This is a genomic window from Burkholderia gladioli (genome assembly GCF_000959725.1).
GTDB lineage: Bacteria > Pseudomonadota > Gammaproteobacteria > Burkholderiales > Burkholderiaceae > Burkholderia > Burkholderia gladioli.
In genome coordinates this window covers 518,564-542,542 of sequence record NZ_CP009323.1, presented here as the reverse complement: position 1 = coordinate 542,542, position 23,979 = coordinate 518,564, and the positions used below count along the sequence as shown (strand labels likewise).

General features: G+C 66.2%; 31 protein-coding genes. 7 read left to right on the top strand and 24 right to left on the bottom strand.

Annotated features, from left to right (window positions below):
- Positions 1-90: 90 nt before the first annotated feature.
- Together gluQRS and BM43_RS19400 are read right to left on the bottom strand one after the other, a co-directional pair.
- Positions 91-984: a tRNA glutamyl-Q(34) synthetase GluQRS gene (gene gluQRS / locus BM43_RS19405; RefSeq protein WP_036049696.1), complete on the bottom strand. Its 894-nt coding sequence runs from the start codon at positions 982-984 to the stop codon at positions 91-93.
- Positions 985-1,021: 37 nt separating this feature from the next.
- Entirely contained in the window at positions 1,022-1,903 is an 882-nt protein-coding gene (locus BM43_RS19400) for a sulfurtransferase (RefSeq protein ID WP_036049697.1), read from the bottom strand.
- 260 nt (positions 1,904-2,163) lie between these two features.
- Here BM43_RS19400 and dnaE point away from each other — a divergent pair, with 260 nt between their 5' ends.
- Entirely contained in the window at positions 2,164-5,709 is a 3,546-nt protein-coding gene (dnaE, locus tag BM43_RS19395; protein WP_036049700.1) for a DNA polymerase III subunit alpha, read from the top strand.
- A 176-nt stretch (positions 5,710-5,885) separates the two neighbouring features.
- Positions 5,886-7,073: a glycosyltransferase family 9 protein gene (locus BM43_RS19390; protein WP_036049702.1), complete on the top strand. Its 1,188-nt coding sequence runs from the start codon at positions 5,886-5,888 to the stop codon at positions 7,071-7,073.
- Between the two features lie 23 nt (positions 7,074-7,096).
- Here the strand turns inward: BM43_RS19390 and BM43_RS19385 are convergent, their stop codons facing one another.
- The 3 genes from BM43_RS19385 to BM43_RS19375 form a co-directional block, all read right to left on the bottom strand.
- Positions 7,097-8,383 (bottom strand): O-antigen ligase family protein, encoded by a 1,287-nt coding sequence (locus tag BM43_RS19385; protein WP_036049704.1) that lies wholly within the window; start codon positions 8,381-8,383, stop codon positions 7,097-7,099.
- A 70-nt stretch (positions 8,384-8,453) separates the two neighbouring features.
- Positions 8,454-9,296, bottom strand: coding sequence for a glycosyltransferase family 2 protein (locus tag BM43_RS19380; RefSeq protein WP_036049707.1), 843 nt, complete (start codon positions 9,294-9,296; stop codon positions 8,454-8,456).
- A gap of 104 nt (positions 9,297-9,400) precedes the next feature.
- The gene (locus BM43_RS19375) at positions 9,401-10,168 is read right to left on the bottom strand and encodes a glycosyltransferase family 2 protein (RefSeq protein WP_025096515.1); all 768 of its coding nucleotides are present in this window, start codon (positions 10,166-10,168) and stop codon (positions 9,401-9,403) included.
- 214 nt (positions 10,169-10,382) lie between these two features.
- Here BM43_RS19375 and msbA point away from each other — a divergent pair, with 214 nt between their 5' ends.
- Entirely contained in the window at positions 10,383-12,167 is a 1,785-nt protein-coding gene (gene msbA / locus BM43_RS19370) for a lipid A export permease/ATP-binding protein MsbA (RefSeq protein WP_025096514.1), read from the top strand.
- Positions 12,168-12,235: 68 nt separating this feature from the next.
- On the opposite strand, the gene BM43_RS19365 is transcribed toward msbA, so the two are convergent.
- The 19 genes from BM43_RS19365 to BM43_RS19280 all read right to left on the bottom strand — a co-directional run bounded on the left by BM43_RS19365 (position 12,236) and on the right by BM43_RS19280 (position 20,734).
- Positions 12,236-13,165, bottom strand: coding sequence for a tyrosine-type recombinase/integrase (locus BM43_RS19365; RefSeq protein ID WP_227742923.1), 930 nt, complete (start codon positions 13,163-13,165; stop codon positions 12,236-12,238).
- Positions 13,162-13,482, bottom strand: coding sequence for a helix-turn-helix domain-containing protein (locus tag BM43_RS42305; protein WP_227742924.1), 321 nt, complete (start codon positions 13,480-13,482; stop codon positions 13,162-13,164). Before BM43_RS42305 ends, BM43_RS19365 begins: the two co-directional genes overlap by 4 nt.
- Positions 13,479-13,721 carry a hypothetical protein gene (locus BM43_RS19355; RefSeq protein WP_036049713.1) on the bottom strand — a complete coding sequence of 81 codons (243 nt, stop codon included), beginning with the start codon at positions 13,719-13,721 and terminating at the stop codon, positions 13,479-13,481. The genes BM43_RS42305 and BM43_RS19355 overlap by 4 nt, the downstream gene beginning before the upstream one ends.
- Entirely contained in the window at positions 13,718-14,110 is a 393-nt protein-coding gene (locus BM43_RS40610; RefSeq protein ID WP_127841022.1) for a hypothetical protein, read from the bottom strand. Before BM43_RS40610 ends, BM43_RS19355 begins: the two co-directional genes overlap by 4 nt.
- A complete protein-coding gene (locus tag BM43_RS19350; RefSeq protein WP_036049716.1) occupies positions 14,107-14,721 on the bottom strand; it encodes a hypothetical protein in 615 nt (204 codons plus the stop codon). Before BM43_RS19350 ends, BM43_RS40610 begins: the two co-directional genes overlap by 4 nt.
- On the bottom strand, positions 14,708-14,914 hold the full coding sequence (locus BM43_RS19345) for a hypothetical protein (protein WP_036049719.1): 207 nt from the start codon (positions 14,912-14,914) through the stop codon (positions 14,708-14,710). The genes BM43_RS19350 and BM43_RS19345 overlap by 14 nt, the downstream gene beginning before the upstream one ends.
- 12 nt (positions 14,915-14,926) lie before the next feature.
- Positions 14,927-15,217 (bottom strand): hypothetical protein, encoded by a 291-nt coding sequence (locus BM43_RS19340; RefSeq protein ID WP_036049721.1) that lies wholly within the window; start codon positions 15,215-15,217, stop codon positions 14,927-14,929.
- 2 nt (positions 15,218-15,219) lie between these two features.
- Positions 15,220-16,098 (bottom strand): prohibitin family protein, encoded by an 879-nt coding sequence (locus tag BM43_RS19335; RefSeq protein WP_052409240.1) that lies wholly within the window; start codon positions 16,096-16,098, stop codon positions 15,220-15,222.
- A gap of 62 nt (positions 16,099-16,160) precedes the next feature.
- Complete coding sequence (locus tag BM43_RS39160; RefSeq protein ID WP_052409241.1) at positions 16,161-16,643, bottom strand: Lcl C-terminal domain-containing protein; 483 nt, start codon at positions 16,641-16,643, stop codon at positions 16,161-16,163.
- A 114-nt stretch (positions 16,644-16,757) separates the two neighbouring features.
- Positions 16,758-17,345 (bottom strand): hypothetical protein, encoded by a 588-nt coding sequence (locus BM43_RS19325; RefSeq protein ID WP_127841023.1) that lies wholly within the window; start codon positions 17,343-17,345, stop codon positions 16,758-16,760.
- The gene (locus BM43_RS19320) at positions 17,290-17,616 is read right to left on the bottom strand and encodes a hypothetical protein (protein ID WP_036049724.1); all 327 of its coding nucleotides are present in this window, start codon (positions 17,614-17,616) and stop codon (positions 17,290-17,292) included. Before BM43_RS19320 ends, BM43_RS19325 begins: the two co-directional genes overlap by 56 nt.
- Positions 17,603-17,914, bottom strand: a complete 312-nt coding sequence (locus BM43_RS19315; protein ID WP_036049726.1) for a hypothetical protein — start codon at positions 17,912-17,914, stop codon at positions 17,603-17,605. Before BM43_RS19315 ends, BM43_RS19320 begins: the two co-directional genes overlap by 14 nt.
- Entirely contained in the window at positions 17,907-18,263 is a 357-nt protein-coding gene (locus BM43_RS19310; RefSeq protein WP_036049728.1) for a hypothetical protein, read from the bottom strand. The genes BM43_RS19315 and BM43_RS19310 overlap by 8 nt, the downstream gene beginning before the upstream one ends.
- The gene (locus BM43_RS19305; RefSeq protein ID WP_127841024.1) at positions 18,256-18,501 is read right to left on the bottom strand and encodes a hypothetical protein; all 246 of its coding nucleotides are present in this window, start codon (positions 18,499-18,501) and stop codon (positions 18,256-18,258) included. Before BM43_RS19305 ends, BM43_RS19310 begins: the two co-directional genes overlap by 8 nt.
- On the bottom strand, positions 18,494-18,808 hold the full coding sequence (locus BM43_RS19300; RefSeq protein ID WP_036049733.1) for a hypothetical protein: 315 nt from the start codon (positions 18,806-18,808) through the stop codon (positions 18,494-18,496). Before BM43_RS19300 ends, BM43_RS19305 begins: the two co-directional genes overlap by 8 nt.
- Entirely contained in the window at positions 18,801-19,295 is a 495-nt protein-coding gene (locus BM43_RS19295) for a helix-turn-helix domain-containing protein (protein ID WP_036049735.1), read from the bottom strand. Before BM43_RS19295 ends, BM43_RS19300 begins: the two co-directional genes overlap by 8 nt.
- A complete protein-coding gene (locus BM43_RS19290; RefSeq protein ID WP_127841025.1) occupies positions 19,288-19,641 on the bottom strand; it encodes a hypothetical protein in 354 nt (117 codons plus the stop codon). Before BM43_RS19290 ends, BM43_RS19295 begins: the two co-directional genes overlap by 8 nt.
- Positions 19,642-19,793: 152 nt before the next feature.
- Positions 19,794-19,982, bottom strand: a complete 189-nt coding sequence (locus tag BM43_RS19285) for a hypothetical protein (RefSeq protein ID WP_036049740.1) — start codon at positions 19,980-19,982, stop codon at positions 19,794-19,796.
- 89 nt (positions 19,983-20,071) lie between these two features.
- A complete protein-coding gene (locus BM43_RS19280) occupies positions 20,072-20,734 on the bottom strand; it encodes a S24 family peptidase (protein WP_036049742.1) in 663 nt (220 codons plus the stop codon).
- 101 nt (positions 20,735-20,835) lie between these two features.
- Between BM43_RS19280 and BM43_RS39155 the strand changes: the two genes are divergently transcribed.
- The 4 genes from BM43_RS39155 to BM43_RS19265 are packed head-to-tail and all read left to right on the top strand — an operon-like array spanning position 20,836 to position 23,942.
- A complete protein-coding gene (locus BM43_RS39155; protein ID WP_080742188.1) occupies positions 20,836-21,114 on the top strand; it encodes a transcriptional regulator in 279 nt (92 codons plus the stop codon).
- Complete coding sequence (locus BM43_RS19275; RefSeq protein WP_036049744.1) at positions 21,111-21,347, top strand: hypothetical protein; 237 nt, start codon at positions 21,111-21,113, stop codon at positions 21,345-21,347. The genes BM43_RS39155 and BM43_RS19275 overlap by 4 nt, the downstream gene beginning before the upstream one ends.
- Positions 21,340-22,200, top strand: coding sequence for a hypothetical protein (locus BM43_RS37615; RefSeq protein WP_052409243.1), 861 nt, complete (start codon positions 21,340-21,342; stop codon positions 22,198-22,200). The genes BM43_RS19275 and BM43_RS37615 overlap by 8 nt, the downstream gene beginning before the upstream one ends.
- Positions 22,197-23,942: an AAA family ATPase gene (locus BM43_RS19265; protein ID WP_045577484.1), complete on the top strand. Its 1,746-nt coding sequence runs from the start codon at positions 22,197-22,199 to the stop codon at positions 23,940-23,942. The genes BM43_RS37615 and BM43_RS19265 overlap by 4 nt, the downstream gene beginning before the upstream one ends.
- Positions 23,943-23,979 lie beyond the last annotated feature (37 nt).

The following is a 23,979-nucleotide window of genomic DNA, read 5'->3' as shown; positions in this document are numbered from 1 at the left end:
CCGGCCTGAAAGCCTGAAAACGGGCGGATGCGAGAGCATCCGCCCGTTTCCGTTTACCGGGAGAAAAACGCGGCGCGGCGTAAGGCGCGCTCAGCGCGCGCCGGGACCGAAACGAGCGGCCCAGGCGGCGGTGGCGGCCGAAAAGAAGACATCGCGCGAGGCACGCGCGGATGGCGCCAGCCCGAGCCCCAGGTGGTCTGCCGCGGCGTTCAGCGAGACCAGCGGCGCCGAGGCGTCGAGCGCGCTGGCGCCGGTCTGCTTGCTGAGCTTCTCGCCGTTCGCGTCGACCACCACGGGCACATGCAGATAGGCCGGCGTCGGCGCGCCGAGGCAGTGCTGGAGATGGATCTGCCGTGCCGTCGAATCGAGCAGGTCGACGCCGCGTACCACGTGGGTGATGCCGGCATCGCGATCGTCGACCACCACGGCGAGCTGGTAGGCCCATTGGCCGTCGGCACGCCTGAGCACGAAATCGCCGACCTCGGTGGCGAGATCCTGCGACTGCCGGCCCTGCCAGCGATCGTCGAAGCCGATCACGGCCGCCGCGCCGTCGGGCACCCGCAGCCGCCAGGCGCGGGCCGGCTTGCCATGCAGGCCGTCGCGGCAGGTGCCGGGATAGGCCAGCGTGGTGTGGCGCTCGTGCGCGGCGCGCAGCGAGTCGGCGATCTCCTTGCGCGTGCAGCCGCAAGGGTAGACATAGCCCGCCGCCGTCAACGCGTCGAGCGCGGCCGTGTATTCGGCGTCGCGCCGGCTCTGCCAGATGGGCGGTTCGTCGGGGTTCAGGCCGAAGGCGGCGAGCGTGGCGAGGATTTCCCGCGCGGCGCCGGGCACCGTGCGCGGGCCGTCGACGTCCTCGATGCGCACCAGCCAGTCGCCCGCGTGGGCGCGCGCGTCGAGCCAGCTGGCGAGCGCGCCGACCAGCGAGCCGAAATGCAGCGGGCCGGTGGGCGAGGGCGCGAAACGGCCGCGATAGCGTGGTGTCAAGCGAGACCCTGGCAGGGAGGGGAGGCGCGGCCCGGGCTCAGGCCGCCGGGCGGGCGGCCGGCTTGGCCGTGACCGGCTGGGCCGTCGCGCAGGCCGGGCAGGAGCGGCCCGGCACGTAGTGCGGCGATTGCTGGTCCTCGGCCGACACCACGGCGCGGCAGGCGAAGCAGGTCACGTCGGCGGTCGGCTCCAGTTTCGGGTTGAGCGCGGTGCGGTAGTCGAACACGAAGCAGTCGCCGTGGTAATGCGCGCCGCCGACTTCCTCGAAATACTTCAGGATGCCGCCCTCGAGCTGGTAGACGTGGTCGATGCCGATGTCCTTCATGTGGATCGCGGCCTTCTCGCAGCGGATCCCGCCGGTGCAGAACGACACCACGGTCTTGCCTTCGAGATCGGCGCGGTTCGCGTCGATCACGGCCGGGAATTCGCTGAACTTGTCGATGCGGTAGTCGAGCGCCTGGTCGAAGGTGCCGACGTCGACCTCGAAGGCATTGCGGGTATCGAGCATCACCACCGGACGGCCTTCGTCGTCATGGCCCCGGTCGAGCCAGGCCTTCAACGTGCGGGCGTCCACCGAGGGCGCGCGGCCCAGTTCCGGCTGGATCGCCGGCTTCTTCATGGTGATGATCTCGCGCTTGATGCGCACCAGCATGCGCCGGAACGGCTGCGAATCGGACAGGCTTTCCTTGAACTGCAGGTCGGCGAACTTGCCGGCGAACAGCGCATCCTCGCGCAGATAGGCGACGAACGCGTCGGTGGCCTCGCGCGGGCCGGCAATGAACAGGTTGATGCCTTCGGGGGCGAGCAGGATCGTGCCGCGCAGCCCGAGCGACTGGCAGCGCTCGGTGACGAGCGGTCGCCAGGCTTCGGGCGACTCGATCGTGACGAAGCGGTAGGCGGCGAGGTTGACGATGGACATGATGAACCGGGGATGAAGCGGGGCGGGCACGGCTCGCGCGGGCGCCGGGGGCCGGCGCAAATGGGGCGCGATACCGTGCGGCAGGCCGCCGCGTGAATGAGCAAACCCGTATTATCCCGCAAACGCGCCGGCAAACCAGTCGGCCGGGCCATGGAGGCAGGATGTCGCAGCCCAGGCCCGGCCTGGCCGGATGGCCAGCCGCGTCGATTTTTGCCGCGCGCGGGCGTTGCCTTCGTCGTGACGCGGCTACAATAACGCCCATGTCAGATCCCCGTTTCGTCCATCTTCGCGTTCACTCCGAATTCTCGATTGCCGACGGCATCGTGCGCCTCGACGACTTGGTCAAGGCGGCGGCCGCCGACGGTCAGGGCGCGCTCGCCCTCACCGATCTCGGCAATGCATTCGGTCTCGTCCGTTTCTACCAGGAAGCCCGCGGCAAGGGTGTCAAGCCGATCGCCGGCTGCGATGTCTGGATCACCAACCACGACGATCGCGACAAGCCCTCGCGCCTCTTGCTGCTGGTGCGCGACAAGGCCGGCTACCTGAACCTCTGCGAGCTGCTCTCGAAGGCCTGGCTCACCAACCAGTATCGCGGCCGCGCCGAGGTCGACGCGCAATGGCTCGAATCCGAGCTCGGCCAGGGCCTGCTGGCGCTGTCGGGCGCGCAGCAGGGCGACATCGGCATCGCGCTGGCGGCCGGCAACGCCGAGGCCGCGCGCCGCCATGCGCAGCGCTGGGCCCGCGTGTTCCCGGGCGGCTTCTACATCGAGCTGCAGCGCTACGGCCAGCCCGGCGGCGAGGCCTATGTGCAGGAAGCCGCCAAGCTCGCGGCCGAGCTGCAGCTGCCGGTGGTCGCCACGCATCCGCTGCAGTTCATGGGCGACGAGGATTTCACGGCGCACGAGGCGCGTGTCTGCATCTCGGAAGGCGACATCCTCGCCAACCCACGCCGCCAGAAGCGCTTCACCGTCGAACAACGCTTCCGCACCCAGGCCGAGATGGCCGAGCTGTTCGCCGATATCCCCTCGGCGGTGCAGAACACGGTCGAGATCGCCAAGCGCTGCAACCTCAAGCTCGAGCTCGGCAAGCCCAAGCTGCCGCTGTTCCCGACGCCGGACGGCATGTCGCTCGACGACTACCTGGTCCAGCTCTCGCAGGAAGGGCTCGAGAAGCGCCTGGTGCAACTGTTCCCCGACGAGGCCGAGCGGGACGCGCAGCGCGCGACCTACTACCAGCGCCTCGAATTCGAATGCAACACGATCAAGAAGATGGGCTTCCCCGGCTACTTCCTGATCGTGGCGGACTTCATCAACTGGGCCAAGAACAACGGCGTGCCGGTCGGCCCGGGCCGCGGCTCGGGCGCGGGCTCGCTGGTGGCCTATTCGCTGGGCATCACCGATCTCGATCCGCTGCGCTACAACCTGCTGTTCGAGCGCTTCCTGAATCCGGAGCGGGTCTCGATGCCCGACTTCGACATCGACTTCTGCCAGCACGGCCGCGATCGCGTGATTCAGTACGTGAAGGAGAAGTACGGCGCCGACGCGGTCTCGCAGATCGCCACCTTCGGCACCATGGCCGCCAAGGCGGCCGTGCGCGACATCGGGCGGGTGCTCGACCTCGGCTACATGTTCACCGACGGCGTGGCCAAGCTGATCCCGTTCAAGCCGGGCAAGCACGTCACCATCGCCGACGCGATGAAGGAAGAGCCGCTGCTGCAGGAGCGCTACGACAACGAGGACGAGGTCCATCAGCTGCTCGATCTCGCGCAGCGCGTCGAGGGCCTCACGCGTAACGTCGGCATGCACGCCGGCGGCGTGCTGATCGCGCCGGGCAAGCTGACCGATTTCTGCCCCTTGTACGCCCAAGGCGACGACGGCGGCGTGGTCAGCCAGTACGACAAGGACGACGTCGAGGCGGTCGGGCTGGTGAAGTTCGACTTTCTGGGCCTGACCACCCTGACCATCCTCGACTGGGCCGAGCGCTTCATCCGCCGGCTCGATCCGGCCAAGGCCGACTGGTCGCTGGCCCAGGTCCCGCTCGACGATCCCGCCTCGTTCCAGATCCTCAAGAAAGCGAACACGGTCGCCGTGTTCCAGCTGGAAAGCCGCGGCATGCAGGGCATGCTGAAGGACGCCCAGCCCGATCGCTTTGAGGACATCATCGCGCTCGTGTCCTTGTACCGGCCGGGCCCGATGGACTTGATCCCGAGCTTCTGCGCCCGCAAGCACGGCCGCGAGAAGGTGGAGTACCCGGATCCGCGCGTCGAGCCGGTCCTGAAAGAGACCTACGGCATCATGGTCTATCAGGAGCAGGTGATGCAGATGGCGCAGATCATCGGCGGCTACTCGCTGGGCGGCGCCGACTTGCTGCGTCGCGCGATGGGCAAGAAGAAGCCCGAGGAGATGGTCAAGCACCGCGAGATCTTCGCCGAGGGCGCCGCGAAGAACGGCCTCACGCGCGAGAAGTCGGACGAGATCTTCGACTTGATGGAGAAGTTCGCGGGTTACGGCTTCAACAAGTCGCACGCGGCCGCCTACGCGCTGCTCGCCTACTACACCGCCTGGCTGAAGGCGCATCACCCCGCCGAATTCATGGCGGCCAACATGACGCTCGCGATGGACGACACCGACAAGGTGAAGATCCTGTTCGACGACTGCGAGCTCAATGGCCTGAAGGTGCTGCCGCCCGATATCAATCAGTCCGAATACCGCTTCGAGCCGGTCGCGGAAGCCGACGGCAAGCGCTCGAAGACGATCCGCTACGGCCTGGGCGCCGTCAAGGGCAGCGGCCAGAACGCGATCGAGGAGATCCTGCGGGCGCGCAAGGAAGGCGGCGTGTTCAAGGACCTGTTCGATTTCTGCGAACGGATCGACCGCCGCCTCGTCAACCGCCGCACCGTGGAGGCGCTGATCCGCGCCGGCGCCTTCGACGTGCTGACGCCGAACCGCGCGCAGCTGATCGCCTCGGTGCCGCTCGCCATGGAAGCGGCCGACCAGGCCGAGGCCAACGCGATGCAGGCCGGCCTGTTCGACATGGGCGCCGAGTCGCCGCACGCGCATGCGCTGGTGGACGAACCGGCCTGGGACGAGAAGCGTCGCCTGCAGGAGGAAAAGGGCGCGCTCGGTTTCTACCTGTCGGGGCACCTGTTCGACGCCTATCGCGAGGAAGTCCGCCGTTTCGCGCGGATGAAGCTCGGCGAGCTGAAGGAAGGGCGCGACAAGCTGGTGGCCGGCGTGATCGCCTCGCTGCGCACCCAGATGACGCAACGCGGCAAGATGATCATCGCGCTGCTAGACGACGGCACCGGCCAGTGCGAGATCACGGTGTTCAACGAGCAGTTCGACGCGAACCGCGGCCTGTTCAAGGAAGACGAACTGCTGATCGTGCAGGGCCAGGCGCGCAACGACGCGTTCACGGGCGGGATCCGCTTCACGGCCGATGCGGTGATGGATCTCGAGCGCGCGCGCAGCCGCTACGCGCAGGCCGTGCGCATGACCATGAACGGCAATGCCGACGCGGCCGCGCTGCGTCGCGTGCTGGAGCCGCATGTGGCCAAGGCCGAACCCGCGCCGGCCGTCGCGGCACCGGCGCCGGCGCCGTCCCGCGGCGGGCGCGAGGGACGCGATGGCGGCCGCCGCGCGCCGATGCCGATGCCGAACGGGCTGGCCGTGCAGATCCTCTACAACAACGCGCGCGCGCAGGGCGAGATGCGGCTGGGCGACGCCTGGCGCGTCAAGCCGAGCGATACGCTGCTGGCCGAGTTGCGCGCCATCTTCGGCGACGGCACGGTGGAAATCGCCTACTGAGTCACGAAACCGGCCCGGTCATTCGACCGGGCCGATTCGCTGTGTCTCCCGCCGCTCGTTTTCATCCGCTGGCCTCGCCGCCGGTTCCGGCGCGTGCCGTGCCCGCTCCCCACGCGGGGCGCCGCGGAATCGAGTACAGTGCGAGCCTCGATCCCCACCACACCAGAACCCAGACCGTGGCCGCCCTGTTTCCCCCTGATCGCCGTCCCGAGAGCATCCTGGTCGTCGCGACGCGCCGCATCGGCGACGTGCTGCTGACCACGCCGATCGTCCGCTCGCTGAAGGCGCGCTGGCCCGATACGCCGATCGACATGCTGGTGTTTCGCGGCACCGAGGGCGTGCTCGAGGGCAATCCTGACATCCGTCGCGTGATCGTGGTAGCCCAGCGCGCCGGGCTCGGCGAGCGCCTGCGCGACGCGGCGCGGCTCTGGCGCCGCTACGACCTGGCCTGCGCGGCGCTCAGCTCGGATCGGCCGCGCTATTACACCTGGTTCGCCGGGCGGCGGCGCGTGGGCCTGGTCGATCCGAATCGCGTCAACCTCTGGACGCGTTTCCTGCTGAACCGGATCGCGATCAACGATCACCAGCACGAACACACCGTGATCAGCACGCTGGCGCTGGCGCCGGCAATCGGCGTCGAACCGGTGCCCGAGGTGGTCGCGCCGGGGCTCGGCGGCGATCCCGCGCAGCGCGAGCGCTTCGATGCGCTGCTCGCGAGCTCGCCCGCGATCGCCGCGGGGCAGCCGCTGGTGGTGCTGCACCCTTATCCGATGTTTGCCTACAAGCAATGGCGGCGCGATGGCTGGGTCGAGCTGATCGGCTGGTTGCGCGGCCTGGGCTACGCGATCGCGCTGAGCGGCGGTCCCGCCGCGAACGAGCGCGAATATGCCGAGCAGATCGCGACGGCGGCCGGCGGCGAGGTGCTGAACCTGGTCGGGCGCCTGTCGTTCGGCGAGAGCGCCGAACTGGTGCGGCGCGCCAGGCTGTTCGTCGGCCCCGATACCGGCGCCACCCACGTGGCCGCGGCCACCGGCACGCCCGTGATCGCGCTGTTCGGGCCGTCCGACCCGGTGCGCTGGGGCCCCTGGCCGCAAGGCTGGCGCGGCGTGGGCAATCCCTGGCCGCTGGTGGGTTCGGGGCGTCGCGGTCAGGTGTTCCTGCTGCAGGGCGAGGGCAGCTGCGTGCCTTGCCGCAAGGAAGGCTGCGAGCGTCATGTCGGCAGCTACAGCGACTGCCTGCTGCAGATGTCGACCGCGCGCGTGGCGGCGGTCGCGGCCGAGATGCTCGGCCTGCCGGCCGAGGCGGCGCGCTCGGCGCCTTCGCAGGTGGTCAACACCATCCACCTGGTGCGGCCGGCCGCCTGAGCGGGCGCCGGCCGCGCAGCGCCTCAGGCGCGTTCCAGGGCCGTGCGCGGCGCGCCTTCGGATCGATAGCCGCAGCCGATCAGGATCCCGGCCAGCAGCACGAACAGGTGCCCTTCCGAGAAATCGAGCAGCAGCGAGTTCGCGCCGCAGCCGATCGTGAAGATCGTGAGCCAGGCCAGCAGCAGATGGCGCGAGCGCGCGTCCAGCGAGCGGCTCGCGCGCCATGCTTGCACCAGCAGGTTGATGAAGAGCGCGAGGCCGAGCGTGCCGAGCTGCACGGCCATCAGCAGGTATTCGTTGTGCGGGTTCTCGGTCAGCCTGGCTTCGGCGAGGGTCTTGCCGGCCGCCAGGCGCTTGAATTCCACGCCGAGCCCGGCCACGCCGTAGCCGACCAGGGGGCGCTCGGCATAGAGCCCGAGCGCGCGCTGGTACCAGGCCAGGCGCAGGCCCGACGAGGTGGCCGCATCGGTCTGCCGGTAGGCCTGCACTTCTCCGGCGACCTGCATCAGGCGGCTGTCGTGGCGCGTCAGCACCGCGCCGGCGCCGGCCAGCGTGGCCAGCACGAACAGCAGCGCGGCCGCCGCCGCGAGCTTGGGCGAGCGGCGGCGCAGGCGGCCCAGCACGCGCCAGGCGATCACCGCCACCAGCAGCAGGCCGATCACCTGGCCGGTGCGTCCCTGCAGCATCACGTAGACATACACCAGCGCCAGCGCCGCGATCGCGCCCAGCGCGATCCGCGCGCGCGCGGCACGCGCGGCCAGCATCAGGTCGGCGGCCTGGTAGAACAGCAGCGCGCCGAACATGCCGGCCGCGATGTGGTTCTTGAACACCCAGGCGCGGGAAGTCGGCAGCCCGGCTTCATAGAGCGGGCCGATCCGGCTCAGGCCGAGGAAGTTGCTGGTGGCCAGCAGCAGCACCGCCACCAGGGTCGCGAACAGGCTCCAGCGCGCGATCGCGGCCCAGCTCGGCGCGGCATCGCGAAAGGCGAGCACCGCGAAGGGCAGCAGCAGGAGCTTGTCGTACTTGGCGACCCATTGCCAACCGTCGTGCGCCGGCGCGACCGACCAGGCCACGCTCGCGGCCAGCGCGGCGAGCAGCAGCAGGGCGGCCAGCGCGGCGCCCTGGCGTGGCAGCGCCGGCAGGCCGCGCCAGCATTCCGGCGCGCTCAGCACCGCCAGCGCGAAGAGGGCGCAGAACACGTTGGTCAGCGCGGTGGAGACGGGCACCATGCACATCGCGAGGATCGCGAGCGCGCGGGCGAGCGTCAGCCGGCGGCTCGGGAGCGCGGGCTGCGGGGCGATCGAGGACATCGGCGGGAACCTTCGCGGGAATCGGCGGCGCCGCGCGGGGATGGCGCGACGCGCGGGCAGGTCGGCGGGATCAGGAGAACGCGCGCTTGAGGCGCGAGCGCAGCAGCGCACGCTTGAGGCGGCCGTCGAGCGGCGGCTCGGCCAGCGCCAGCGTGGCACCGGCGGGCTGGCCGCGACGCAGGTAGTAGCGGTCGAAGGTGGCCTGCGTCATGCCCCACTTGTTGAGGAACTGGCGGCGGCCGTCGTTCTTCACGATCTTGCCGGTGCTCTTCTGCTGGAAGTGATAGACCAGGCTGTCGCCGACGCCGAGGAAGATCCGGCAGCCCGCATCCCACATCTTCATCGACAGGTCGTTGTCGCTGCTCATGCCCGGGCTCAGCTCGCTGCTGTAGCCGCCGACGCGGTGCCACCAGTCGCGATGCACGAGGGTCGGCGGCCAGGTCGCGCCGAGCCAGTCGGCGCGCTTCAGGCCCGGCGTGGCGGCGGCCAGCGCGTCGAGGTCGAGCGCGGCGGCGTCGCGGCCGAAATCGCGCACCACCACGCAGGGGTTGCCGGTGTCGACCGGCTCGACCATGGTGCCCGACAGCATGAACAGGTTCGAGGGCAGGCCTGCGATGCGGGCCGCCAGCGCCGTATCCCAGCCCGGGCAGACGGCCATGTCGTCGTTCATGTAGACGATGTACTCGCGCGTGGCGCGCGCCGCGGCCAGGTTCACCGCGTGGCAGATGCCGATGTTGGCGGGCGAGGCCGTGTGCTCGATGCCTTCCTGGCGAACCCAGTCGAGCGTGCCGTCCGAGCCGTCGTTGACGTGCACGATGATCTGGTGATCATGTGCCGAATGGCGGCGCAGGCTCGCGATCACGCATTGCAGGTACGGGAGGTTGTTCCAGGTCGGGATGAGGATGGAGAACATGGCGATCGGCTTCGGGAACGGAGGTCGGGCATGGCCGGCTCGGGCCGGCGTGCTGCGCGACGGGTGGCCCGCATTGTACCCGTCCCGTCGCGCGCGCCGCCGGCTCAGGCGCGGGGCGGCTTGCCGGCGGCGCGCGCGCCGAGCTTGAGGAAACGGTAATAGACCGTCTCGGCGTTGAATACCGCGATCATGAAGCCGGCGCGCCCGTCGAGGAAGCCGCGCCGCAGGAAGTAGGTGCGCACGAAGGCCCAGGCGCCGCGGCCCAGCGCCTTGCCGAAGCCGCCGCGCTGGCCGGCCGCGTGGCGTTGCCTGGCACCCGCGCTCGAATAGCTGTCGAGCTTGCGCAGCACCGATTCGAAGTCCTCGTAGGAGTAATGCAGCAGCTTGCCCGTCAGGCGCGCGGCCGGGCCGTCGTGGATCAGCCGTTCGTGCACCAGATCGTCGGAAAAGCGCGCCGTGCCGCGCCTGAACAGCCGCGGAATCCAGTCGGGATACCAGCCGCCGTGCCTGATCCAGCTGCCGCAGAAGCTCGACAGGCGGTCGATCGCGTACATGTCGGCGCCCGGCGCGCGGATCGCGGCGCGGATCGAGGCGGCCAACTCGGGCGTGACCACCTCGTCGGTATCGAGCGAGAGGATCCAGTCGGTCGACAACTGGGCGATCGCGCGGTTCTTCTGCGGCCCGAAGCCGGGCCAGTCGGGCTCGACCACCACGCGTGCGCCGTGGGCCCGGGCGATCTCGACGGTCGCGTCGGTGCTGCCGCCGTCGATCAGTACCACCTCGTCGGCGAAATCGAGCGAGGCGAGGCAGTCGGAGAGGCGGGCGGCGGCGTTCAGCGCGATCAGCGCGACGCCGAGAGTGGGTTCGGCCATGCGTGAGGGTCGGAAGCGAGACAGGCGGTGCGCGCGAGTATACCCCCCGGCGCCCGCGCGGCGGCCGCTTCCGGGCGCCGTCGCGGCGGCCCTCCTCCGGCCCCGGTTTCGGGATGGGCGGAAGGCTATAATGTTTCGCCAATTTTTTGATGTGCGGCGATTCGTCGTCGAGCATAGCGCCGCGAATTCGCGCGGCAACCTGGAAGGACCTGATTTGGAAACCCAGAACACCCTGCGCAAGTCGATCGGCACGGGCGCCAACACCTCGCCGCAGGCGGTGATGCGCCGCCTCTGGCCGTATATCCGCCCGCTGATCCTGATCATCGTGCTGGCGATCGTCGCGATGGGCGTGGTGGCGGCGACCGAGGCCGGGATTCCCGCCATGCTCAAGCCGCTGCTCGACCACGGCTTCGGCGCGCACAGCAGCGAACGCGCCAAGTGGTTCGTGCCGGCCGCGATCATCGGCCTGGCGCTGGTGCGCGGCGTCGCGCAATACGCCTCGAACTACCTGCTCAACTACGTCTCGAACCGGATCCTGCTGAAGCTGCGGCTGGAGATGTTCGAGCGCATGATCCACACCAGCGCCTCGTTCTTCCAGCGCGAGACGGCCAGCACCGTGATCAACGCGGTGGTGTTCGAGGTGAACCAGATCCTCAGCGTGCTGACCGGCGTGATGATCACCCTGGTGCGCGACTCGATGACGGTGATCTTCCTGCTCGGCTACCTGTTCTACCTGAACTGGCAGCTCACGCTGATCGTCGCGGTGATCCTGCCCGGCATCGGCTGGCTGGTCAGCAAGATCAACCGCCGCCTGCGGCGCCTGAACCGCGAGCACCAGACGCTGACCAACGAGCTGTCCTACATCGTTGAGGAGACCGTGGCCGGCTACAAGGTGGTCAAGACCCACAACGGCGAGCGCTACGAGATGGACCGCTTCACGGCGATGAGCAAGCGCCTGCGCGGCTACGCGATGCGCATGACGATCTCGGGCGGCCTGGCCCAGCCGATCACGCAGTTCCTGTCCTCGATCGCGCTGGCGATCGTGATCACCATCGCGGTGGTGCAGTCGGCCAACGACCAGACCACGGTGGGCGGCTTCGTGGCCTTCGTCACCTCGATGCTGCTGGTGATCTCGCCGCTCAAGCACCTGATCGACGTGAACCAGCCGCTGCAGCGCGGCATGACGGCCGCCGAGCTGATCTTCGGCCTGATCGACGAGCCGCTCGAGCCCAAGGGCGGCGGCCGGCCGCTGGCCCAGGCGCGCGGCGAGATCGAATACCGCGCGGTGTCCTTCGACTACGGCGCGAGCGAGCGCCCCACGCTCGACCGGATCTCCTTCAAGGTCGCGCCGGGCGAGATGGTGGCGCTGGCCGGGCCCTCGGGCGGCGGCAAGTCGACCCTGGTGAACCTGCTGCCGCGCTTCTTCGACGCCACCGACGGCGCGATCCTGGTCGACGGCGTGCCGATCGTCGACTACGACGTGCATGCGTTGCGCAGCCAACTGGCGATGGTCAGCCAGGACGTGGTGCTGTTCAACGACAGCATCGCGGCCAACGTCGCCTATGGCGGCACCCCGAATCGCGAGCGCGTGCAGGCCGCGCTCGAGGCCGCCAACCTGGCCGAGATGGTGGCGGCGATGCCCGAGGGCATGGACACGCTGATCGGCGGCAACGGCATGCGCCTGTCGGGCGGCCAGCGCCAGCGCCTGGCGATCGCGCGCGCGATCTACAAGGACGCGCCGATCCTGATCCTCGACGAGGCCACCTCGGCGCTCGATTCGGAATCCGAACGGCACGTGCAGGCCGCGCTGGAGCGGCTGATGGAAGGGCGCACCACGCTCGTCATCGCGCACCGGCTGTCGACCATCGAGCGCGCCGACCGGATCCTGGTGCTCGAGGCGGGCCGCATCGCCGAGGAAGGCAGCCACGACGAGCTGCTGCGCCGCAACGGGCTCTACGCGCACCTGCATCGCATCCAGTTCCAGCAGCAGGCCGCCTGAGCGCTTCGCCTACAGCTTTGGCATGGATCGCCGTTAGCCTTATGCATCAAGGTTTCCCGGCCACCCTGCTACACGGCTTTCAGGCCTGTGACCGAAGATTCCGGCGCATCCTGTGACCAAAGCGTGACCGCATCGGCATGGCGGGCCAGATGGTCCGGCGCGAGGTGCGCATAACGCAGCACCATGTCGTAGCTGGCCCAGCCGCCCAGCTCCTTCAGGCGCTCGAGCGGCGTGCCGCGCTGCACATGCCAGCTCGCCCATGTGTGGCGAACATCGTGGAACCGAAAGTTCTCGATGTTCGCGCGCGCGCAGGCGGCCACCCACTGGTCACGATCCCACGACACGATCGGATTGCCGTTCCGCACGAACACGAACCGGCTGTGACGCCCGATTTGCTTCCTGATGAGCGCTACAGCCTCATGGTTCAGCGGCACGCCGATCGGCTTCCTGGCCTTCGCCTGGTCCGGATGGATCCACGCGCGCCGGGCTACCAGGTCGAGCTGGGACCACTCCAGGCCGATGATGTTGGCCTGGCGCAGCCCGGTCGCGAAACCGAACGCGGTTACATCGCGCAACCACTCGGTATTGATCGCCCGGATCAGGCGCTGTGCCTCTTCCTGGGTGATCCACCGAATTCGCTTGTTGTCCTCGCGTTCCTCGGGCAGCTTCGGCGCGCGCTCGAGCCATTCCCACTTGCCGGCGGCGCGGTAAAGCATGCTGCGCAGCGTCCCGAGGTATCGGTTCCGCGTTGCTACAGTCGGGATGCCGGTACGCTCACCCCGATACAGCTTGTCCGGGAGGGCGGCCAGAATCTCGGCGGCCGTGATGCTGTCGAGATACCTTCCTGCGAAATACGTTCCAAAGTGCCGCAAATGCCGCACCAAGTTGGCGTAATCGCTCATTCTGGCCTGCTCTTTCAGGTATCGAACCACGGCCTCCTCATACTTGTGCCGCGGGCGCTCGCCAAGGCGATGCACGCGCCACAGTTCCGATTTCACCCGGTCGTGATACTCCTCAGCTTCCGTCCGGTCGGAAGTCCCACAAGTTCGGCGTATTCTTTCTCCACTTGGTGATCGCAGGTCGAGATAGTAGACGCCGTTGCGCTTTCGGATGGGCATAGTCTGTGTTCCTCATCGTCCGTCCGCGCCGGTCGGTCGGCATTGTAACCGGACGTGCGTTCCTTCAGGGTTTCGGGCCAGACGCGCCAGACGCCCCCGAGCTTGAAAAAGCCGAGGTCGCGGCGGCGCGGGTAGATGAACGAGTACGAGACGCCGAGCAGGTCGGCGGCTTCCTGGAGACTGAGGGCCTTGTTCATTTCCGGCTCCGTAGGCGTTTCAGGTTGCGCTCCTGCTGCTTGGCGGCGATCCGCTGCGCTGCATTCGGCGGCCGCGTGTAGATGAGTGCGCCGTCGGCCGTCGGCGGCTCCGACTTCACGCCACGCTTGGCGTTCTCGGCGTCGACGTACTCGTTCTTCACGCGATCGCGCTCGCGGTCGAAAAAGCGCTCGGCGTCGCGGCCGGCTATCACGGCATGGAGGAGAGTGAAGGGCTTCATGCTCCGCCTCCATTGTCTTGGGAGGCAAACCGGCCACCGAAATGCTTGTCGAGATCGCGAAAGTGGCAGAGTGCGTCACCGACGGCCTGATCGGCGTTGTCTGCCACGGTGCCGAACTGGTGATGCACTTGGCCGTGATCGACCGTCCAGTAGCCAGGCCGCGGATTTCGGACACGCAGCGCTCCATACGGCGAGGAAAACCAAACCTCCAGCACCGCGCGATCGGCTTCTCGCGGCCACGCCTTATGCGATGTCCAATCGTGGAAACGCATTGCGAACCGGCTGTAGCCTGTAAGGGGCATGAGAGGATGGGCGAGAGCGTCATGCACGGCAGCCCAGAACCAATTTTCTTTTCGGTTCGCGCATGCCTTGTTGGGGTCTAGCTTCATGCGGCACCCCCATCACCATCGCGCTTGCACGGCCCGTCGCCGCACCCCTGCGAGCATTCGGCATCGCTGATGAGGCACACACGCACGACAGCGGGCATGATGTAGGGCATCGGCTCGCGAACGTTGGTGAGCCCGGAAGGCATTGATTTCGCTCCAGAACTCGGATTCGAGTCGGGTGCGGTCGCGGCGGCGATCACCTTGCGGATTCGATAGCATGCTTCAGACGTACCAGCGTCGAAGAGGGTGCTGCCGGTCCTGGCCTCGAGGCGTTTCAGTTCGGCCTCGATAGCGCGCATCACATTTCCCGGGCCAGATACAAGGGGCATACACAGGGTCGCCCCGTATTTCATGCGCGCACGCTCTTCGCTCTCGAACGCAGAGCGAATCGCCGGCCGCCACTCCTCAAGCTGAGTTCGTGCGGGGCCTCGCTCCGGATCGTCCTGGAACGACCGGCGAATGGTGCGCCGCTCGCCGCAGATGATCGTGTCCCAGCGCGCGTGAATGCGCGATCCGAAGGGCAGCTTGAGGATGTCCACGACGCTGCATTCGAGGATGTCGCCGAGGATGACTTTCACGCAGCCGTGCAGGTCCTTGTGGTCAGGTAGCTGCATCGTTCTCACCTTGCTTCCAGAATTCGATTTGACGGTCGACCATCGATTTGACGGTCTCGAATTGCTCGATGGGAAAGGTCGCGGTGCACCAGGTGCGCGCGCCGTCGCCGTGGTATTCGAGCGTGATGTCGGGCCGCGCCCGCGAGGGGGCGGGAGCGCGGCCGTATTTGCTCCAGTCGATGACGTTGCTCATAGGCCGCTCGGGTTAGTGGACCTTCGGCGGCGCGCCGGCCACGAAGTCGGCGATATCCTCGGGCGACATGCCGCGGAGAATGAGCGCGGCGACCACGCTGGCGAGCGCCGCTTTCATCTCGTCGGCCAGGCCGTTGTACATCGCCGCCAGGCTGCGATGCAGCAGGTAGGCGATATCGCCGTCGTTCAGGATGTTGCCGTTCGCGAGCCATCGGCGCGTGTGCTCGGCGACGAGCTCGCAGGATCGGTCATAGCAGGGGTATTCGTCGATCTTCTTGTCGGCGAAGTTCGTGAGGAAGCTCATGATCAGTGCCCTGCGTTGATGAAGGGCATCGGCGCGCCGGGCGCGAGATAGACGGGAAGCTTGCCGTCCCAATGGTTGATGGCCTGCAGGCGCAGATATTCCTCACCACCGTTGGTCTTGATGGCAGTCGCCTGGATGGCGATCGCCTCGGCCTCGCCGCGGGCGGCCGCGATCTTCTGGTCGGCCTCGTACTTGACGCGCTGCAGGTCGCGCTCGGCTTGCTCGGCCTTCTGGCTGGCCGTCACCTTTGCCTCGATCGCGTCGTCGAATGCCTTGCTGAAGGCGAAGCCGGTGATGTTGATGTCGCGCACGATGAAGCCGTAGCCGGTCAGCTTCGCGATGAGGGCGTTCTGGATGTCAGTCGACACCAAGGCCCGCTTCGTCACCAGCTCCTCGGCGGTGTAGCGCGAGACGACGGCCTTGAATACCTCCTGCATGGCCGGCTGGACGTAGGCGCTCTCGTACTCGAGCGACGGCGCCATAGCGAACAGCGCGCGGGCCTTGGACGGGTCGACGCGGTAGTTCATGGTCAGGTCCGTGTGGACGGACTGCAGATCCTTCGATGCGGCCTGCGCCTTATCGACGCGCGCAACGTCGGTCCCGACGAAAACCTCATGGACCTGCGATACCGGCGCGACCAGGTGCGGCCCCTCGCCGAGCGTGTCAGCCTGGATCTTCCCGAAGGTGGTCACGATGCCGATATGCGACTGCGCCACCTGCGTGAAGCACGCGAAGAGAATGCCAAGGACGAACACGACCGCGCCGGCGCCGGCCCAGATGAGCGGCTTCGGTTGCCACGGCGCGCGAACGATAACCGGGACGATACGGACTGCGAAGGATACAAGCGCCGCGAGCAGCGCGATTGCGATGATTTGACCCATGGTGAAACTCCGTGTTGGTTAGGCCGTCGGCCGGGAGTGATGCCTGTTGGAAATGATCGAAACTAAATGAACAATCTGCGGACGGCCCGGGCCCGGAACTCGTTGTCCTGGCGGTAGCTGCCCTGGCTGCCGTTGCCGAAGTACTGGCACCACGCCCAGCCGGAATTCGACTCGGACTCCTCGCAAGACCAGTACGGCTCCTTCGCGAAGTGCTCGGGCAAGTTGGCGAAGAGCAGCGACTGCTCGCGTCGGCGGGGCAGCGAGTCGCCAGCTTGGGCACCCCACGCCATCGCATGTTTCCAGGCGAGCTTGGTGTCGCCGTCGACGAGGAACAGGTGGTAGTCGGTCGCGTCGCCCATGCCGCGCATGATGCCGGCGTAGATGCCGATGCTGTCGCCGTGAGCGTCGGTGGCGACCTCGCCGAGTTCGAAGAACGTCTCCGTGCTCACGGCGGGGCCGGAAACAACGGTGCGCGTGGATTCGGCCTGGTTATGCGAGTTGGAAGTCAGGCGAATGGTATCGCCCGAAATTTCGATGGTCAGCATGGTTAGAAGCTCCTGAGGTTGAAGAGTCGGAACAGCTTGGCGGTGAAGCGGCGGTTGATGATGCCGTGGTTGTAGGCGGCCATCACCAACCGCTTGAGAACGGTTCGCATGGGTTCACCAGTAGGCGAAGGGATCGGCGGCGCGCGGGCGGATCTCGCTCAACCAGGCCGCTTGCTCGGCGCGGTAGCGGTCGATCGAACGGATGTCGTCCGAGGCGAGCCAGGGCGAGACGCGCATGCGGTTCCCCGAAGCCCGATCGACGATAGCGACGCGGATACCGTCCTCGTCGTCGGCCTCGAGCGTGAGGTATATCCTCGGCAGCAGCACGAGTTTCGGCTCGGTGCGATAGCCGCGCTCGACGATCCAGGCCCGCACCCGATCGCGCGCGTCGCGCAGCTGCGCCGGGCCGGCCACCTGGCGCTGCACGCTCCATTGCGCGGGCAGCTTGAAATCGGCATAGCCCATGAGGCCGGCCGAATAGCCGACGAACACGGCGCACCATCCGGTAACGATCGTCTCCAGATGCGCATCGACGGGGTAAATGGTCTCGCCGATTTGCACGATCCGCGGCAGCTGCATGAGGCCGTGGAAGTGCTCGAAACTGATTTCGAGATCCACTTCGCGATCGGCGGCACTTTTCCGGGGTTCAGTCTTCATCGTCACGGGGCATTCCCTCGGGGTATTCAAGTTCGGTGGCGGCATCCCATTTCCCGATGACCGGCGTACCCAACCCCGTGATCACCGATCGAAGAAAAAGGGAGATCGCGTCGACGAAACCCTCGCGCTCAGGGAGCGAGAGCTGTGCGGATGCGGTTTCGATCAAGCAGGAGACGTCTTGGACGGTGAGGGGAGGGCCCGGGCGCGCGTGGTGGCGGGTGCCCGGGCCGATGTTGTCGGCGTCGAGGCGGCGCGCGATGGTCATGAAGGCCTCGACGCCAGCGCGGTATTCGGGCGACAGTTCACGCTTGAGCATCGCTGCCCCCTGCCGGGTCTTCCTCGTACCACCAGTCCGGGTCTTCCAGATCCCGCATCGGGCTCCAGGTGGTACCGCGAACGCCAGACTCCTCGATGAGCAGCCCCAGGGCGTCATAGAAGCCGCTGATCCATTCCTTGGACTTGCCCTCGACGGCCGACAGCAGCGCGGCCGAGACGTGGAAGAAGTAGATGCAGTCGGGATGTACCGAACCCAGGTCGGCCAGGAGTTTCACGAAAGCCTCGGCGCTGGCGCGGTATTCAGGGGCGAGGATGCGCTTAGCGTTTCGCTTAGCCATGCTTCGTCCCTCCGGCGCTTTCTGTGGCGCTTCGACGCGATTTGATGAAAAACGCCGCGTCACTTCCCACTTTGTTGACGATCGCGATTTCCGCGACCTGCCGGGAAATGAACCAGAGTAAGTGCGGAGTAGAGGAGTCCTGGAGTGCTCCGCTGGTGCCTTCGGCGATATCCTCCGCGATGAGACAGCCGATTCCCTCAACTACCTCGGCAAGTTCTTCGGCGGCGGTGGTTGCGGCAGTCGTTGCGTTTGCCAGCTGGGCCAGGTCTTCATCGGAAAGCGTGCTGAAGTCGATGCAGTCGCTGAGCGCTGCGATAACGCCGCCGATCGTGGACGGTGATTTAGCCATTTGCGCCGCCCTCCCGGATTTGGTCTGCGATCATTCCGAAGTTGTTGTAGCCGTTGCTGGTGAGCGTGCGGCCGATTTGCGCGAGAAGCTGCACGTCGCCCCCGTCGCCTTCATCGTTTCCGCGCTCGATCATCATGAAGAGGAGATTGAGCTGGTCGCAGAGTTTCGATGCGGCGGCGAGCGTGTCGCCGGCCAAGGCGAGGGTCGGTCTCGCGATCGTGATTTTGCTATCAGCCACTGTTCTTCTCCTCGGCCTGGTACTCCATGCGAAACACCGCCTGTTCCTCGGGCCGGACTGCGTTCGCGATCGCTTCCTCGGCAGACTGGATGAGGGCACGCGCTGTTGCAGCCGGGACGATCGCGCCGTAGACCTTGTCCTCATCTTCCGACATCGGCCAGAGCGTATTCAGCGCGATATCGAGCAGGTACCAGGCTTGCTGAGGCGCCGCGATGATGGGCTGGCCGCCGGCGACTTTGAGGCCGGCCGTGTGGCAGCCGCCGTCGATTTCCTTCTCGACGGTGACGATCGAGCGGATATCAACCACGGGTCACCTCCTTCGCCAGATTCTCGGCGCGCTGGGCGGCGAGGTTGGCGTGTTCACGGCCGAGCGCGGTCAACGAGATGAGATCGACCTGTTCCTCCTCGCCGTCGGCGATGGCGCGATGGATCACATCGAACAGCGCAGCGGCCTCGAAGAAAGCCGAGCACAGCCGATAGATGCCCTTGGCAATGTTGTCCGGATCGCTCACGCTCGCCGTGACGATATCCCCGATTTTCGGCCGAGGTGCCTCACCGGTAGCGAGCCAGCGCGCGTCGACGCCGAGCGCGTCGGCCAGCGAGAAGATTGCGAAGTAGTCGATTTGATTTCGACCGCATTCGAGAGCCGAAATCATGGTCTGGCTGACGCTAGCCGCATCTGCGAGCGCCTGTTGGCTCAGCTTCGAACGACCGCGACATTCGGCCAGGCGCTCCCCGAAGGGAGTGGGGGCATGCGCGGCCGCACGCGTTGCCTGGGTGACGGTCTTAGCCACGGCTCACCTCGTTCTTGTTCTGGCGGTCGTATTCGTTGTGGGCGCGATCGGCGAAAAACTCGATCTCGCCGGCGGCATAATCGGAAAGGCACACGAGAGCGTCGATGAGGCCGCCTTCGATGTTGCCGGCGACGATGGGCTGCCCACAGTCGTTGCCGATGCCGTTCGCCATCAAGACCTTGGCCACGGCGTTCATGGCGATCAACGCGCGGAATGTGTGATTCAGAAGGTTGATCGCGCGGCCGCTTTCGACAACGGCGGCGTGGGCCGGGTCGATGCGGTCGGAAGGGCGCTGCACCACTGGTTTGATTTCGGCTGCCCCGAGTGTAGAATCCGTTTTGCACATAGTCTGTGTCCTCAAGTAGTACGGTGCGCGTGCGGCTGGTACCCGCCGCGCACCACCTTCCAAATCCCGCAAATCGCGGGCGCAAAAATCCCCTAGATACTTCGGACTACGAAGTATTCGCGTGAAGAAATAGCCGCGCTGGGCGGCGTGGGTCAGAAAGTGAGCGTCCCCGGTTCGATGCCGTCGGCCAGCAGGTTCGCGGCGACACGATCGATCAAGGCGTTGATGAGGCGGTTATCGCGCGAGGCCTTCGAGAACCGGAAGCCGGCGGCGCGCATGACCGGTGCTGCGATGCGTGCCGAAGCGCGGCACAGCTTGTAGTGGATTTGCCAGAGTTTCATTTCTGCCTCGTTGTCTTGTGTGACGATGATCGGAGTTTATTGAACACTAAACTCAAGGTCAAGAAAAAATTGGCACGGGGCGAAAAATCTTAGAAGTCCTCGCTGCGCCAGATTTTCAGAATCCGACCAAAGACCTCGAAATCCATGCTGGGCGTGATATCCCACGGATCGTAGCTGGCGTTTTCCGACTTCGCGCGAATGATGAGGCCCTTCTCAGTCGGAATTCTCTGAAGGCGCTTTATGAAGCCCTCCGAACCGACCCGGAAAAAATATATCGCGTCGAACTCCACGATCTTCACCCCGATGTCTGCGATGAGAGGGTCGCCGGAGTTGAAAAGCGGGCGCATAGAATCACCAAAACCGGTGACCACAGCCAGATTCTCTACCGCGCTGTAGTTGCGGAGGTTCTTCGCGAGCCATTCGTGACTTACGCGCAGCGTCTCGATCACGCCAGGTTGATCACGCAGTTCTACTCCTTCGCCCATGGCGCCCCCGGTGTTGAAGCGCGGGATATGTATGCTGCTGTCCTGCGGAGCTATCTTCGCTAAGGCGTCGGCTGTCGATATGCCCAAGGGAAGGTCAAGGTAGCCCGGGTCCATTCCGTAGTCCCTTTCCAGGCGTCGAGCTGACCGCTCTCCGAAGGGGGCGGAACCGCTCATCAACTGAGAAAAGTAGCTCTTCTCACGGGGCGGGATTGAGCGCTTTTCGAACCACTGTCGAAGCCGCTCGCGGCGAATGTCTGCGATTTCCATGCGCGAGAGTTTGATTAGTTTTTTCTAAACTTGCAAGCTTGACGCCGAGGTTTAGTGTTCATTAAACTCTGTTGGCCCGAACACTTAACTTCTACTTGACTATGGACCTGAAGACCTACCTATCGAAGCTCGAGCGCGGCGGCGCGGCAAAGCTCGCTGACGAAATCGGTGTGTCGGCTTCGTTCCTCTCGCAGATGGCAGCGGGTACGGCGCCGATCTCTCCTGCGCGTTGCATTCGTATCGAGCGGGCGACAGGAGGGGCTGTCACTCGGTGCGACCTTCGGCCCATGGACTGGCGGGATATCTGGCCTGAATTCGTGCCCCCTTCCAGTGAAACGGCATCGGTGGACGAACCTGTGGCGGCTGGGGCGGCTCGATGATCTATCGCCTTCGCCCCACCATCCCGCCGCCTCGCGACGACGAGGCGCGCGAGGCGCGAATCGCGGCGTTCGGCCGCCTCGTGCTGCTGCCGACGATCAGTCGGTGCGGCCGCGTTCGCGCAGCCTACTGGCAGCGGGCCGAGATCCGTGCCCGTAGCGCCGAGCAGATCGCCCGCATGGAAAGCGCCTTGGCGGCGCGCATTTGCTTCCGGAGCAACACCCCCAATGCGTAACTACGGCAACATCCACGCCTCGTTTTGGACATCCAAGACGATCGGCGCGCTGTCGGACGACGGCCGCATGCTGGCCGTCTACCTGCTCACCTCCCCGCACGCCAACATGCTCGGCTGTTTCCGATTGCCGACAGCCTATGCCTGCGAAGATATCCGGTGGACCCCGGAACGGTTAGAGAAAGGGTTTGAGGAACTGTCTCGAAACGGTTTCGTAACGGTTAATGCCGATTCGAAATGGATCGTGATCGAGAAGTTCCTGAAGTGGAACCCGTTCGAGAATCCGAACGTCGGGAAGGCGGCCGCCAAGATGTACGCCCAGATCCCCGATGACTGTGGCGTGAAGAATGTCCTGGCCGATCGCCTTCGCGAGTTCGGAAAGAACCTCTCGAAAGACTTTTTGGACGGCCTTACTCCCCCTTCCGATACGGTCAACGGCGGGAAAAATAACGGTATCGATAGGGTTCCCGAAGACCCGCAGGAACAGTATCGAAATCCAGAACCTAACCAGAACCAGAACCTTAACCAGAACCACAGCCAGAACCAGAACCAACAGATATCGCCCGCCGAGTCGGGCGACGCATCCGAGGCGCCGAAGAAGCCCAAGGCGGCCTCGCGGAAAACAGCGCTGCCCGACGGCTTTGGCATCAGCGAGCGCGTGCGGGAGTGGGCGGCCGAGAAGGGACACCGACACCTGGAGCGTCGCCTCGAGCATTTCGTGTCGACCGCGAAGGCCAAGGGCTACCGCTACGTCGACTGGGATCAGGCGTTCATGAACGCGATTCGCGACGATTGGGCCCGCATTGGTGGGGCGCCCGATATCGACGACGGCGGCGCGCCGCAGGTGGTGCTGTGAAGACCTTCCACGACTTCAACATCGATCTCGGCAACAAGACGGGCGCCGAGGTGAAGGTTCCTTGCCCGCAATGCTCGCCGCACCGCAAGAAGCGGAACTACCCATGCCTGAACGTGAACACGGACAAGGGCGTGTGGAACTGCTGGCATTGCGGCTGGAGCGGCACGCTCAAGGGCGGCGAGTGGCAGCGGCCCGAGGTGCGCAAGGTGTACACGCGGCCCACGTTCGCGCCAGAGTCCCAGCCGGCCACCGCCGACAAACGGGCGATGATGCTCGAGTGGTTCGCCGGCCGCGGTATCAGCGAGGCGGTGGTGGAGCGCAACCGGATCGCGCTGGGGCGCGAGTACTTCCCCCAGGTCGAGGCGGAGCGCCGGTGCATCATGTTCCCGTACCTGCGCGGTGCCGATGTCGTGAACGTCAAGTACCGGACCAGCGACAAGCTTTTCCGGATGGCCGCCGGCGCCGAGCGCGTGCTGTACGGGCTGAACGACATCGATCCGGCAGTCGTCGTGTGGGTCGAGGGCGAGATGGACAAGCTGTCCGTGGAGATGACCGGGCTGCTCAGCTGCATCTCCGTTCCGGACGGCGCGCCCGCGCCGGATTCCAGGTCCTACGAGACGAAATTCGATTTCCTCGCGGATCCCGCCATCGAGGAGGTGGCGCTGCACATCATCGCCGTCGACAACGATGCGCCGGGCGTCCGTCTGCAGGAGGAGCTTGTTCGGCGGCTCGGCCGCGAGAAATGCCAGGTAGTCGTGTGGCCGGAAGGTTGCAAGGATGCGAACGACGTGCTGGTCAAGCATGGTGCCGAGGTGCTGGGCGATTGCCTCGGCAATGCGCGCCCGCTTCCGATCGAGGGCACGTATCACGTCGAGGACTTGATCGAGCAGATCCACAACGATTACGAGCACGGCCCAGCGCGCGGCGTGTCGACGTGCTGGCCGGAGATGGACGGCACCTATCGCGTGATGAGCGGCGAGTGGACGCTCGTAACCGGCATCCCGGGGCACGGCAAGTCGGAATGGATGGATGCGCTTGCGCTCAACCTCGCGCGCGCCTACGGCTGGCCCTTCGCGTTCTTCTCCCCCGAGAACCAGCCGATCGAGTACCACGTCGAGAAGCTGGCGGAGAAGTTCGTCGGCAAGCCGTTCAGCGAGGGGTTCACCGAGCGCATGAGCTACGGCGAAATGGCCGAGGCGTTGAAATTCATCAATGACCACTTCAGCTTCATGCTGCCGGAGGCGCCGACCGTCGAATGCCTGCTCGACACCGCGCAGCAGCTGGTGCTCCAGCGCGGCATCCGCGGCCTGGTGATCGATCCATGGAACGAAGTCGACACGACGCGCGAAAACGGTTTCAGCGAGACCGACTTCATTTCGCGCGCGCTGACGAAGATCCGGACCTTCGCGCGCCGCAACGGCGTCCACGTATGGGTAGTCGCGCACCCGACGAAGCTGCAGAAGATCAAGGACACCAACACCTATCCGGTGCCGACTCCCTATGACGTCAGCGGCTCGGCGCACTGGCGCAATAAGGCGGACAACTGCATCACGGTTTTCCGGGACGTGGCGAACGAGGACAACCCCGTTCAGGTTCACGTGCAGAAGGTGCGGAAGAAGTCGAACGGCCGGGCCGGCTGCGTCGAGTTTGTCTACGACAAGGTGTGCGGCCGCTATGCGCCGCATGTCCGCCGACCGCTTCCGAACACCTATTCGCTTCACAACGGCCCAAAGCCGAAATAGCCGGGAATCCGGCGATTTACCAACCGATGAGGACATG